The organism is Cellulomonas sp. Leaf334, from assembly GCF_001424195.1.
Lineage (GTDB): Bacteria > Actinomycetota > Actinomycetes > Actinomycetales > Cellulomonadaceae > Cellulomonas.
On record NZ_LMOO01000011.1, the window covers coordinates 18,001 to 30,896 of the forward strand.

Annotated in this window: 11 protein-coding genes; 5 read left to right on the forward strand and 6 right to left on the reverse strand. The window is 70.9% G+C overall.

Annotated elements, in window-relative coordinates; translation table 11 throughout:
- Positions 1 to 51: 51 nt before the first annotated feature.
- Positions 52 to 1,740, forward strand: a complete 1,689-nt coding sequence (locus ASF78_RS21435) for a cellulase family glycosylhydrolase (protein ID WP_056594609.1) — start codon at positions 52 to 54, stop codon at positions 1,738 to 1,740.
- 327 nt (positions 1,741 to 2,067) lie between these two features.
- Positions 2,068 to 3,951, forward strand: a complete 1,884-nt coding sequence (locus ASF78_RS23340; RefSeq protein ID WP_304437714.1) for a glycoside hydrolase family 11 protein — start codon at positions 2,068 to 2,070, stop codon at positions 3,949 to 3,951.
- A gap of 114 nt (positions 3,952 to 4,065) precedes the next feature.
- Here ASF78_RS23340 and ASF78_RS21445 read toward each other — a convergent pair whose 3' ends face one another.
- Positions 4,066 to 4,326, reverse strand: a complete 261-nt coding sequence (locus tag ASF78_RS21445) for a GlsB/YeaQ/YmgE family stress response membrane protein (RefSeq protein WP_056594615.1) — start codon at positions 4,324 to 4,326, stop codon at positions 4,066 to 4,068.
- Positions 4,327 to 4,435: 109 nt separating this feature from the next.
- On the reverse strand, positions 4,436 to 5,206 hold the full coding sequence (locus tag ASF78_RS21450) for a TetR/AcrR family transcriptional regulator (protein ID WP_056594618.1): 771 nt from the start codon (positions 5,204 to 5,206) through the stop codon (positions 4,436 to 4,438).
- Positions 5,207 to 5,292: 86 nt separating this feature from the next.
- Between ASF78_RS21450 and ASF78_RS21455 the strand changes: the two genes are divergently transcribed.
- From ASF78_RS21455 to ASF78_RS21465, 3 genes are read left to right on the forward strand one after another with little or no spacing between them, the layout of a single operon-like run.
- Positions 5,293 to 6,231 carry an ATP-binding cassette domain-containing protein gene (locus tag ASF78_RS21455; RefSeq protein ID WP_056594622.1) on the forward strand — a complete coding sequence of 313 codons (939 nt, stop codon included), beginning with the start codon at positions 5,293 to 5,295 and terminating at the stop codon, positions 6,229 to 6,231.
- Complete coding sequence (locus ASF78_RS21460; RefSeq protein ID WP_056594625.1) at positions 6,228 to 6,986, forward strand: ABC transporter permease; 759 nt, start codon at positions 6,228 to 6,230, stop codon at positions 6,984 to 6,986. The genes ASF78_RS21455 and ASF78_RS21460 overlap by 4 nt, the downstream gene beginning before the upstream one ends.
- Positions 6,983 to 9,292, forward strand: a complete 2,310-nt coding sequence (locus ASF78_RS21465; protein WP_200940700.1) for an excinuclease ABC subunit UvrA — start codon at positions 6,983 to 6,985, stop codon at positions 9,290 to 9,292. Before ASF78_RS21460 ends, ASF78_RS21465 begins: the two co-directional genes overlap by 4 nt.
- A gap of 72 nt (positions 9,293 to 9,364) precedes the next feature.
- On the opposite strand, the gene ASF78_RS21470 is transcribed toward ASF78_RS21465, so the two are convergent.
- The 4 genes from ASF78_RS21470 to ASF78_RS21485 form a co-directional block, all read right to left on the reverse strand.
- The gene (locus ASF78_RS21470) at positions 9,365 to 10,360 is read right to left on the reverse strand and encodes an ABC transporter permease (RefSeq protein ID WP_056594628.1); all 996 of its coding nucleotides are present in this window, start codon (positions 10,358 to 10,360) and stop codon (positions 9,365 to 9,367) included.
- On the reverse strand, positions 10,357 to 11,343 hold the full coding sequence (locus ASF78_RS21475; protein WP_056594631.1) for an ABC transporter ATP-binding protein: 987 nt from the start codon (positions 11,341 to 11,343) through the stop codon (positions 10,357 to 10,359). The genes ASF78_RS21470 and ASF78_RS21475 overlap by 4 nt, the downstream gene beginning before the upstream one ends.
- 108 nt (positions 11,344 to 11,451) lie before the next feature.
- Positions 11,452 to 12,483, reverse strand: a complete 1,032-nt coding sequence (locus ASF78_RS21480; protein ID WP_056594635.1) for a medium chain dehydrogenase/reductase family protein — start codon at positions 12,481 to 12,483, stop codon at positions 11,452 to 11,454.
- Positions 12,483 to 12,836 (reverse strand): hypothetical protein, encoded by a 354-nt coding sequence (locus ASF78_RS21485; RefSeq protein WP_056594638.1) that lies wholly within the window; start codon positions 12,834 to 12,836, stop codon positions 12,483 to 12,485. Before ASF78_RS21485 ends, ASF78_RS21480 begins: the two co-directional genes overlap by 1 nt.
- Between the last annotated feature and the right edge of the window lie 60 nt (positions 12,837 to 12,896).

The following is a 12,896-nucleotide window of genomic DNA, read 5'->3' on the forward strand; positions in this document are numbered from 1 at the left end:
CGGGGAGCCGGCCGCCCCGTCGAGCGTGACCTTGCGACGAAGGGCACGCCCGTGAGAAGACCCCGCTGGACCACGCTCACCGCCGTCGCGGCAGCCGCGGCGCTGTCGCTCGGCCTCGCCGGCCCGGCAGCGGCCGGCGACCGCACCCCACGGTCGGCCGAGAGGGTCGTCGCGGCGATGCAGCCCGGCTGGAACCTCGGCAACACGTTCGACGCGGTGGGGGCCGACGAGACCGCCTGGGGCAACCCGCGCGTCACCCAGGAGCTGCTGAGCGAGGTCCGGGACAACGGCTTCCGCAGCATCCGCCTCCCCGTCACGCTCGGTCAGCACGAGGGACCCGCACCCGACTACACGATCGCCCCCGCGGTCCTGGACCGCGTCGAGGAGGTCGTCGACTGGGCGCTCGACGAGGACCTGTCCGTCCTGCTCGACCTGCACCACGACTCGTGGATGTGGACCAACGCGATGCCGACCCGGCACGACGAGGTGCTCGCGCAGTTCACCGCGACGTGGCAGCAGCTGGCGGAGCGGTTCCGCGACCACCCCCGCACGCTGCTCTTCGAGAGCATCAACGAGCCGCAGTTCGCCGGGTCGACCGGCGAGGCGCAGGAGTACGCGCTCCTCGACGAGCTCAACGTCGCGTTCCACGAGGTCGTGCGCTCGTCGGGCGGCAGGAACGCCGACCGCGTCCTGGTGCTGCCGACGCTGCACACCGACTCGGGCCAGGCCCGGCTCGACTCCCTCGTCGCGACGTTCACCGCGCTCGACGACCCCCACCTCGCCGCGACCTTCCACTACTACGGCTACTGGCCGTTCAGCGTGAACGTCGCAGGCGGCACCCGGTTCGACGCGACCGCCCAGCAGGACGCCACGGACGCGATCGCGCGCGTGCAGACCACCCTGGTCAGCCAGGGCATCCCGGTCATCCTCGGGGAGTACGGGCTGCTCGGGTTCGACCGGCACACCGGCACCATCGAGCAGGGCGAGAAGCTGAAGTTCTTCGAGCACCTGGGCCACCAGGCACGCACCACGGGTGTCACGACGATGCTCTGGGACAACGGCCAGCACCTCGACCGCACCGCGCTCACGTGGCGGGACCCGGAGCTGTTCGCGCAGATCTCCTCGAGCTGGAAGAAGCGCTCCGGCACCGCCTCGACCGACCAGGTGTTCGTCCGGCCCGGAGCCGTGGCGGACCAGACGGTCACGCTCAACCTGAACGGCACGAGGTTCAAGGACCTGTCGCTGGGCAAGAAGAAGCTGAAGCAGGGCAAGGACTACACCCTCTCCGGCAGCACCCTGACCCTGCCCGCGGCGCTCCTGGCACGCCTGTCAGGCAGCGGCGTCCACGGGACGAGCGCCGAGCTGGTGGCGCGGTTCTCGCACGGCGTCCCGTGGTCGATCGAGATCGTCATCGCGGACACCCCGGTGCTCTCCGACGCGACGGGCACGACCGACGCGTTCGCCGTCCCGACCGACTTCCGCGGCGACCGTCTGGCCACCATGGAGGCCCGCTACCTCGACGGGTCCAACGCCGGACCGCACGGCTGGACGTCGTTCAAGGAGTTCGACGTGACCTTCGCACCGGACGCCTCAGGTAGCACGATCCTGCTCCGGCCTGCGTTCTTCGCGGAGGTCACCGACGGCTCCCCCGTGGTCCTGACGTTCCACTTCTGGAGCGGCGAGACGGTCACGTACACCGTGGTCAGGAACGGGAACGAGGTCACCGGCACCGTCGGCTGACTTTCCTGGCGGCCCGGTACGGGGCCCACGCCCCGCACCGGGCCGCCGAGTACGGCCCGGTTCGGACCACCCGTCATTCCGATACTTTCGAATCCTAATCCTAAACGGTTCGCTCCTGCGCCCAGGTGTTCCCGGCGCACGAGCAGCGCTGCACACTAACGTCGATAACGTTATCGACGCCGCGCTCGCGCCTGTGCGTCGGTACGGCGTCGGGCGCCCTCCGAGGGCTCCCCACGCAGCTCCCCACGCACAAAGGAGTGCACGATGTTCGAAAGTATCGGTCACACGCGCGGTACGCCATCCAGGCGGCGGCCGTTCCGCGCCCTGATGGCGTTCGTCGCAGCCGGCGCCATGGTCGCCGTCGGCCTTGCCGTCGCCACCCCCGCCAGCGCCATCTCCACCAACGGGACCGGCACCAACAACGGGTACTTCTACTCGTTCTGGACCGACAGCCAGGGCACCGTCTCCATGGAGATGGGCTCCGGCGGGCAGTACTCCACGCAGTGGAGCAACACCGGCAACTTCGTGGCGGGCAAGGGCTGGCAGACCGGCGGGCGCAAGACCGTCAACTACTCCGGCAGCTTCAACCCGAGCGGAAACGCCTACCTGACCCTCTACGGGTGGACCACCAGCCCGCTCATCGAGTACTACATCGTCGACAACTGGGGCACGTACCGGCCCACCGGGACGCACATGGGCACCGTGACCAGCGACGGTGGCACGTACGACATCTACCGCACCCAGCGCGTCAACCAGCCCTCCATCGAGGGTGACCGCTCGACGTTCTACCAGTACTGGAGCGTGCGGCAGTCGAAGAAGACCGGCGGCACCATCACCTCCGGCAACCACTTCGACGCGTGGGCCTCCAAGGGCATGAACCTCGGAAACCACAACTACATGATCATGGCCACCGAGGGCTACCAGAGCAGCGGGAACTCGAACATCACCGTGAGCGAGGGCTCCGGCGGTGGTGGAGGTGGTGGTGGTGGCACGACGACACCGCCTCCCAGCTCCGGCGGGTGCAGCATCACCGCGACGCGCGCCGACGAGTGGTCCGACCGGTTCAACGTGAACTACACCGTCAGCGGCGCCACCTCCTGGACCGCCACCCTCAACCTCAACGGCAGCCAGACCGTCCAGAACAGCTGGAACGCGAACGTCTCCGGACGGACCGTGACCTCGACCGGGTCGAACACGTTCGGCGTCACCATCATGAAGAACGGCAACAACACGACGCCGTCGGCCACCTGCGGGACTTCCGGGGGCGGGGGCTCGACGCCCACGCCGACCCCCACGACGACGACACCCCCACCCTCGTCGAGCTGCTCGGCGGGCTACGTCGGCCTGACGTTCGACGACGGACCGAACACGGGAACCACGAACCAGCTCATCTCCACGCTGCGCAACGCGGGCGCCACCGCGACCGTGTTCCCCACCGGCTCCAACGCCCAGTCGAACGCGTCGCTCATGCAGGCCTACAAGAACGCCGGCCTGCAGATCGGCAACCACAGCTGGGACCACCCGCACCTGGTGAACATGAGCCAGTCGGACATCCAGTCCCAGCTCTCGCGCACCCAGACCGCCATCCAGCAGACCGCCGGGGTCACCCCGACGCTCTTCCGGCCGCCGTACGGCGAGACCAACCAGACCCTCAAGAACGTCGAGTCCTCGCTCGGCCTCCGCGAGGTCCTCTGGGACGTCGACTCCAACGACTGGAACAACGCCAGCGCCGACGCCATCAGGCAGGCGGCTGCCCGCCTGACCAACGGCCAGATCATCCTCATGCACGACTGGCCGGCGGCGACGCAGCAGGCACTGCCGAACATCCTGAACGACCTCAAGTCGCGCAACCTGTGCACGGGGCACATCTCGAGCAGCACCGGCCGCGCGGTGGCACCGTCCAGCGCGGGAGGTGGCGGGGGGACGACGAACCCGCCGCCCTCGGGCGGGTCGTGCACGGTCAGCGTCTCGCGCGGTGACGAGTGGTCCGACCGGTTCAACGTGACCTACACCGTCAGCGGCACCAGCAGCTGGGTGGTCACCCTGAACCTGTCCGGCAGCCAGAGCGTCCAGAACAGCTGGAACGCGACGCTCAGCGGCAGCGGCTCCACCCGGCAGGCCAGACCGAACGGCGCCGGCAACAGCTTCGGCGTCACGATCATGAAGAACGGCAGCACGACGACGCCGAGCGCCAGCTGCGCAACAGGCTGACGGCGGCGGTCCGGGCCGGTCCGGTCCGGTCCGGGCCGGGCCGCTGAGAACGGCTGCTCCCCGCGAGAACGTCACCGTGAAGTGACGCCCTCGCGGGGAGCTGCCGTTCTCGCGTCAGGCCTTGGAGCGGCCGCCCGCGAAGCGCCAGATCGCGGTGACGATGATGGCGCCGACGATCGAGCCGATGATGCCGCTGGGGCGCAGCTCGAGGCCGTCGCCGTTGATGAGGCTGGCCAGCAGGCCACCGACGAAGGAGCCGACGAGCCCCGCGACGATCGCCATGGTCCAGTCGATGCGGCCGGACTTCCGGCCGAGGATCAGCTGGGCGAGCGCACCGATGAGCATGCCGAAGAGGATCAGACCGAGGATGAGCATGCGCTGAGAGTAGGGCCCCGCGGACTTTTCGGGCAGCCCCGGCCCGTGGGCGCGTCGCGGGCCGACGCCAGGAACGGGCGTGGCGGGACGACCGGCGACGCGGCTGGCCCTACGGCGACCCGTCGACCAGCACCGCGACGCCGTCGAGCAGCCGGACCAGGCCGAACTCGAACGCCTTGCGGGGGTCGTACGCCGCCTGCTGCGCCTCGCCGGCGACGGGTCCGACGCGGGTGACCGTGGGGAACCGCTCCGGGTCGAAGACGCGGTCGAGGATCGGGGCGGTCGCCTCCCACCACTCGGTCTCGGTGATGCCCGTGGCCTCCTCGGCGGCGACCTGGTCGACCACCCCGCGCGCGGTCCCGGCGACGAACCCCTCGATCAGGGTGAACACGGCGTCCATCGCGACCTCGTCGAGGCCGGTGCCGTCGACCGCCTGGAGCCCGAGCTCGTACTTGGTGAGCACGCCGGGGCCGAGCGGCGGGCGGCCCGACGCGGCGACGTGCAGCAACCAGGGATGCCGCTCGTACTGCGACCAGCTCGCGCGGGCGACCGCCTCGAGCCGGGCGCGCCAGTGGTCGGCCACCGGGGAGTACAGCGACGGGAACTCACCGAGCGCGCTGTCGACCATGAGGTCGAGCAGCTCGGCCTTCGCCGGGACGTAGGTGTAGAGGGTCATCGCTCCGACGCCGAGGTCGGCGGCGAGGCGACGCATCGACAGCGCGCCGAGCCCTTCGGCGTCCGCCAGCGCGATCGCGGTGTCGACGACGCGGTCGACGGACAGCCCCGCCTCGGCGCCCCGGCCGCGCGGGGAGGGCTCCACCAGGCGCCACAGCAGGGACAGGCTGCGGGCCGGGTCGCCGGTGCCGGTGATCTCCGTCATGACGCTCATCCTCCCCCGTCGGGAACAACCGGGTGACCCTCTGCGTTCCTTGTCGTACACTGTACGACTAGCCCTCGGGAGGACGCATGGCGATCAGGACGACAGGACTCACGCGCAGGTACGGCGAGACCACGGTTCTCGACGGTCTCGACCTCACGGTCGACGCCGGGACGGTGCACGGGCTGCTCGGCCCCAACGGCGCCGGCAAGACGACCACGGTCCGGATCCTCTCCACGCTCCTGGACCCGCACGGCGGCACCGCGACCGTCGCCGGGTACGACGTGGTCCGCCAGGCCGCGCAGGTGCGTCGGCACGTCGGGCTCGTCGGGCAGCACGCGGCCGTCGACGAGATCCTGGGCGGCCGGGACAACCTGGTGATGTTCGGCCGCCTGTCCCACCTGGGCACCCGGCAGGCCCGACGGCGGGCCGACGCGCTGCTGGAGCAGTTCGACCTCGTCGACGCCGCCGAGCGCCCCGTCTCCACCTACTCCGGCGGGATGCGGCGTCGGCTCGACCTCGCGGCCGGCCTGGTCCTGGACCCGACCGTGCTGCTGCTCGACGAGCCGACCACGGGCCTCGACCCCAGCGGGCGCCGCGAGGTGTGGCAGTCGGTCCGGGCCCTCGTCGCCGGCGGCACCGCGGTGCTGCTCACCACGCAGTACCTGGAGGAGGTCGACCAGCTCGCGTCGCAGGTGACCGTGCTGAACCACGGCCGCGTCGCCGCGGAGGGCACGCCCGACGCGCTCAAGGCGTCCATCGGGCAGGACCGGCTCGACGTCGTCGTCCGCGACGAGGCCGACCTGCCTTCGGCGCACTCCGCACTCCGGGCCGTCGCACAGGACGCCGAGACGGACCTCGACGGCCGTCGCGTCACCGCGACGGTCACCGACCGCATGGCCGCGCTCACGTACGTGGTCCGGACGCTCGACGACGCGGGGATCGTCGTCGACGACGTGATCCTGCGCCGTCCGACGCTCGACGAAGTGTTCCTGCACCTGACCGGCTCGACGAAGGAGGCCTCATGACCTGGGCCCTGCGCGACTCCTGGACCGTGACCCTGCGCGACCTCGGGCACTGGCGCCGCCAGCCGTGGGGACTGGTCATCGGGCTCGCGTTCCCGATCCTGCTCCTGCTCATGTTCGGGTTCCTGCTCGGCGGTGCCATCGACGTGCCCGGCGGCTACATCGAGTTCCTGTTCCCCGGCATGCTCGCCGTGACCATGGCGTTCGGCCTCGAGACGACCATGACGACGGTCTCGGAGGACGTGCAGCGCGGCGTGACCGACCGATTCCGGTCGCTGCCGATGTCCCGCATCGCGGTGCTGCTCGGTCGGGCGACGGCCGACATGCTCGCCAGCGTCGTCAGCCTCGCGGTGCTGCTCGTCGCCGGCCTGGTCATCGGGTGGCGGATCCACGAGGGCGTCGGGAACGCCCTGGTCGGCGTCGCCCTGCTGCTGCTCCTGCGGTTCGCGTTCCTCTGGGTCGGGATCTACCTCGGGCTGCTGTTCCGCGGGCAGGGCGGTGTGATGGCGGTCCAGATCCTCGTGTGGCCGTTCGTGTTCCTGTCGAACGCGTTCGTGCCGATCACCACGATGCCCGGCTGGATCCAGGTGCTCTCGGCGTGGAACCCGATCACGGCGACCGTCGCCGCGACGCGCGAGCTGTTCGGCAACGGCCCCGCCACCGAGAACGCGATCCTGCTGGCCGTCGTGTGGCCGGTGGTCCTGTCGGTGGTGTTTGCCACACTGGCCGTGCGGCGCTGGACTCGGCTGGGCCGATGACGACCTCGATCTTCAAGGAGAACTCTGTGCACGACGCTATCCGGATCCGTGGTGGTCGGGAGAACAACCTCAAGGGCGTCGACGTCGACGTGCCCAAGCGCCAGATCACCGTGTTCACGGGGGTGTCCGGCTCGGGCAAGTCGTCGTTGGCGTTCGACACCATCGCGGCGGAGAGCCAGCGCCTGCTGAACGAGACCCACTCGGCGTTCATCCAGAACTTCCTGCCGCAGTCGCCGCAGCCGGAGGCCGACGAGCTCACCGGGCTGACCGCGTCGATCGTGGTCGACCAGCAGCCGATGGGTGGGTCGTCGCGCTCGACCGTCGGCACCGCGACCGACACGTACGCCGGGATGCGCCGGGTGTGGTCGCGGATGGGCGTGCCGAACCTGGGCACCCCGATCGCGTTCTCGTTCAACGACCCGCGCGGCATGTGTCCCGACTGCGAGGGCATCGGGAACGTCGCGGCCATCGACGAGGACGCCCTCGTCGACCCCCGGAAGTCCTTGCTGGAGGGGGCGATCGACTTCCCGAACTTCCAGGTCGACTCCTGGTACTGGAAGGTCTACGCCGAGTGCGGGTTCTACCCGCCGGACCAGCCCGTGGGGTCGTTCACCCCGGAGCAGCGTCGGATGTTCCTCTACGGTCCCGACGACGCGCCGAAGAAGGGCACCAAGGTCGCCGTCTCCGGGATGTCGCTCACGTACGAGGCGCTGATCCCCAAGCTGAAGCGGCTCGTCCTGACCAAGAACCCGGAGCAGCTGCAGCCGCACGCCCGGGCCGCGGTCGAGCGCATCTCGACCCGCGGTCCGTGCCCGGCGTGCGGAGGCTCTCGGCTGAACGAGGCCGCCCGCGGGTCCCTGGTGGGCGGCCGGTCGATCGCCGAGTGCGCGGACATGCAGGTCAGCGACCTGGCGCCGTTCATCCGCGGGCTCGACTCGCCCGAGCACAAGCCGATGCTCGACGACCTCGCGGACAGGCTCGACGCGCTGGTGCACATCGGGCTCGGGTACCTGTCGCTCAGCCGGGAGTCCACCAGCCTGTCCGGCGGGGAGTCGCAGCGGGTCAAGATGGTCCGGCACCTGGGGTCGGCGCTGACCGACGTCACCTACGTGTTCGACGAGCCGTCCGTCGGGCTGCACCCGCACGACGTGCACCGGATGAACGAGCTGCTCGTGCAGCTGCGGGCCAAGGGCAACACCGTCCTGGTGGTGGAGCACAAGCCCGAGGTCATCGAGATCGCGGACCACATCATCGACATGGGTCCCGGGGCCGGCGGCGCGGGCGGCGAGGTCGTGTACGCCGGAGACCTCGAAGGGCTGCGGACGTCGGGCACGCTCACCGGGAACCACCTGACCAGCCACCAGCCGCTGAAGACGGACGTGCGGTCCTCCGACGGCGCGCTGTCGCTCACGGGAGCGACCCTGCACAACCTGCAGGACGTGTCCGTCGACATCCCGCGCGGCGTCCTCACCGTCGTCACCGGCGTGGCGGGCTCCGGCAAGAGCTCGCTGATCCGCGGGGTCCTGCCCAAGCGGTTCCCGGACATCGTCGTGGTCGACCAGGCCACCACGCGCGGCTCGCGGCGGTCCAACTCGGCGACGTACACGGGCATGCTCGACACCATCCGCAAGCTGTTCGCCAAGGCCAACGGCGTCAAGCCCGCCCTGTTCAGCGCCAACTCCGAGGGCGCCTGCCCCGAGTGCGGCGGGCTCGGCATCATCTACACCGACCTCGGCAACTTCGAGCCGATGAAGTCCACGTGCGAGCTCTGCGGCGGTCGCCGGTACACCGAGGAGGTGCTCGGCTACACGCTGCGGGAGAAGTCGATCGCGGACGTGCTCGAGATGTCGGTCGTGGAGGCGCGAGCGTTCTTCACTGACCGCACCGAGAAGGCGCTCGCGTCCACGCTCGCCGCGATGGACGACGTCGGCATCGGCTACCTGACCCTCGGTCAGCCCCTGTCCACCCTGTCCGGCGGCGAGCGCCAGCGCCTCAAGCTCGCCATCGAGCTGGCCTCCCCCGCCGACGTCTACGTCCTCGACGAGCCGACCACCGGCCTGCACATGTCCGACGTCGACCGGCTGATCGGCCTCATCGACCGGTTCGTCGACGCCGGCTCCACCGTCATCGTCATCGAGCACAACCTCGACGTGATCTCCCGCGCCGACCACGTGCTCGACCTCGGCCCGGGTGCCGGTGCCGACGGTGGCCGCGTCGTCTTCGCCGGCCCGCCTGCCGACCTGGTGTCCGTCTCCGACTCCCTCACCGGCGAGCACCTGGCCCGCCGGCACGGCATCACGCGGTAGCCCGCCGGCCGGTCAGCCGGGCCGGCCGGCCAGCCAGGCCGGCCGGTCAGGCAGGCGGTTCGGCGTGGCCGGTCAGCCGACGTCGCGGCGGCGGAACACGAGCAGGGCGATGCCCGCGACGACCACCGCGAGGACACCCAGGTAGATCGCGCCCTGCGTCTGCGAGACCACGTGCGCGACGCTCTGGCAGGACTGCCCGGTCGCGTCCACCGTGCACTGCGTCACGTAGTACTCGGTCGATCCCTCGACCCAGGCCGTCACGTTCGTGATGAGCGCCCACGGCTGCAGCTCCTGCACCCGGCCGACCAGGATCACCTCGACCAGCACGAGCCACGCGAGCACGACGCCCAGCACCGCCGCGGTGTGCCGCGCCAGGAAGCCCAGCGCCGCACCGATCACCGCGACCACGGGTGCCAGGGCAACGATGCGCAGGGCCACGTCGATGGGGGAGCTCAGATCGCTCGCGGGCGTGCCGTCGAGCGTGTCGAAGTACCGGTAGAACGCCCACGACCCACCGAGCACGATCGCGACACCGACCGCAGCCACGGGGATGGTCGCCAGCCCGGCGGCGAGCACCTTGCTCAGGTACACCCGGGTCCGGCGCGGGGCGAAGGTCAGCCAGTTGCCGATGGACCCGGTCGAGAACTCGGCCGAGACGAAGCTCCCAGCGAGGAGCAGGGGTGCCAGCACGAAGAGGGCCGACATCGACGTGAGCAGGGCGGACGTGTCCACCTCGAAGGACGGCGGGGAACCCACCCAGTTCTCCAGCTTCGGCTCCATCGAGTCGCAGCCGTAGTCCACGGCGTCCGGGTTGTCCGAGATCTCCTTGTCGGCTGCCTCAGCCTCCTCGCAGTCGGCCACCCACTGCTCGCCGTCGGCCTCCCAGTCCTCGAGGGCCTGCTCGTAGTAGACCTGCGCCTGGTCCAGCTCGGCATCGGTCGGCGGGGAGGCGGACTGCCAGGCGTTCACGACGCCCAGGCAGCAGATGACCAGGACGCCGACGACCCCGAGCCGGATCAGCGTGCGGGACGCGAACCGGTCGAGCTCGACCCGCAGCAGCCGGCTCATGACGCCTCCTCGGCGTGGTGCGCGGGTCTGTGCTCACCGGCGGGTGGCGGCGCGTGGGTCCCGGGACCACGACCGGCCGTGAGCTCGAGGAAGACGGACTCCAGGTCGACACGGACGGGCACCAGCTCGTCGACGAACAGCCGCTGCGCCGCGAGCGCCTCGGTGATGCTCGCCGGGGGCACCCCGCCGTCGACCAGGAGGTACCGCCCCTCGGAGCGGACGGTCCAGCCCTGCGCACCGAGCACCTGCTGCGCGCGAGGCACGTCGGCGATCCCCACCCGCACGGTCCCGGCCGCCCCTGCCCCGATCAGGTCGGCGACGCTCCCGCTCGCGATGAGCTCGCCCCGGGCGATGATCGAGACGGTGTCGGCCACCTGCTCGACCTCGGCCAGGATGTGGCTGGACACCAGGACGGTCTTCCCGCGGTCGGCGAGGCCGCGCATGGTCCCGCGGATCTCGCGGATGCCCGCGGGGTCCAGGCCGTTCGTCGGCTCGTCGAAGATCAGCAGGTCCGGGTCTTTGAGCAGCGTGGCCGCGATGGCGAGGCGCTGCTTCATGCCGAGGGAGTAGCCCTTGTAGCGGTCGTCGGCCCGGTCGAGCAGCCCGACGTCCGAGAGCACCACGTCGACGAGCGTCGTCGGGGCGTCGATCGCGCGCGCGAGCATCGTGAGGTTCTTGCGGCCGGAGAAGCTGGGGAAGAACTTCGGCTGCTCGACGATCGCGCCGACGCGGCCGATGACGTTTGGCAGCCGCTCGGGCACCGCTTGGCCGAACACCGTCATGGTCCCCGAGTCCGCACGGATCAGGCCCAGCAGCATCCGGATTGTCGTCGTCTTGCCCGCCCCGTTGGGGCCGAGGAACCCGTGCACGCCGCCGACGGGGACGTCCAGGTCGAGGCCGCCGACGGCGACGGACCTCTGCCCGGTGCGGCTGCGGTACGTCTTGCGCAGACCGCGGGTCGAGATGGCGAGCTCCGTCGACACGTCGGTGTGTCCCTTCGACGACCAGGCACGAGGAACGAGCCGGACGCCCGATCGCGTGCACCGTACCTGCTCGCCCCCCGGTCGCGGGCCCGTTCGGCTCGTGTCCTGTCAGGGCAGCAGCACGACCTTGCCCGCGACCGTGTGCGACTCGGCGAGCGCCAGCGCGCGGCCGGCCTCGGCGAGCGGGAGCCGCGCGGCGACCTGCGGCTCCAGGGTGCCGGCGGCCAGCCGCTGGAACACCTGGGTCAGGTCCTCGCGCAGACGCCGGTGGAAGCGCGTCGAGCGGCGGCGACCGGCCCAGAAGTTGTAGAAGTGCGCGCGCCGGCCGTTGGGCAGGACGTTCCAGAGCATCAGCCGGCCGACGAGGGCCAGCACGGGGAGCTGGGACCTCCCGGCGTCGTCCTTGGTCGCCGCGGTGCCGTAGGAGACGAGGGTGCCGCCGCGACGCAAGAGCCGCCAGGAGTCCCCGAGGCCGGTACCGCCGACGTGGTCGAACACCGCGTCGACACCCTCGGGCGCCAGTGCGCGCAAGCGGTCGGCGAGGTCGGGGGCGCGGTAGTCGACGGGTGTCGCGCCGAGCCTGCGGACGTGGTCGTGGTGGCGCTCCGAGGCGGTGCCGATGACCGTGATGCCGGCGTCGGTCGCGAGCTGCACGAGCGTCGAGCCGACGCCTCCGTTGGCGCCGAGCACCACGATCGTCTGTCCGCGCTGCACCCGGGCGATGCGGTGCAGCATCTGCCAGGCCGTGATGCCGTTGACGACGACCGTCTCCGCGTCGGCGGGGTCGATGCCGTCGGGCACGGGGACGAGGTGGTCGGCGTCGACCAGCAGGTGCGTGGACCAGGCGCCGGTCTTGACGACGGCGGCCACCCGCTCGCCCATCCGTGCCGGGTCGACACCCGCACCGACGGCCTGCACGGTGCCGACGAGGTCGTAGCCGGGGACGAACGGGAAGGGCGGCTGGTCGTAGTACTTGCCGCGACGCATCTGCTGCTCCGCGAACGACACCCCCGTCGCGTCGACCCGGACGAGCACCTGTCCGGCCGCGGGCTCGGGCAGGGCGCGTTCGTGGACGAGCAGGCCGTCGGGCTCGACCAGGCCGGGCAGGACGATCTCGGTGGTGGTGGCTCGGGTGGTCATCAGATCTCCTCGGACGTGGTGGTCGGGCGGGTGTGGAGCTTCACGAGCAGTGCGGCGGCGGCCGCCACGATGAGGACCAGGAACACCGGGTGCATGTCCTTGGACAGGCTGGCGGCGCCGTCGGGACGCAGGATCCAGATCGCGAGCGGCGTCGCGTAGGTCGCCGCGAGCGCCGCGCTGTAGGGCCGCAGCGAGCGGAGCTCCGGGTGACGCAGGGTGCCGACGAGGACGAGCAGGACCGGCACGACGGCGACCATCGAGAACTGGCCGAGGACGAGCACGGGGACGGCCCACGCGGAGATCAGGACGGAGCGCGGGGTGCGACGGGTGGTGCGGGCTGTCTGCACGGACATGGGACTTCTCCTTCGGGTGGATAGAGTGACTAGTCACTCACTGGCGGAAAGGGCGAGTTC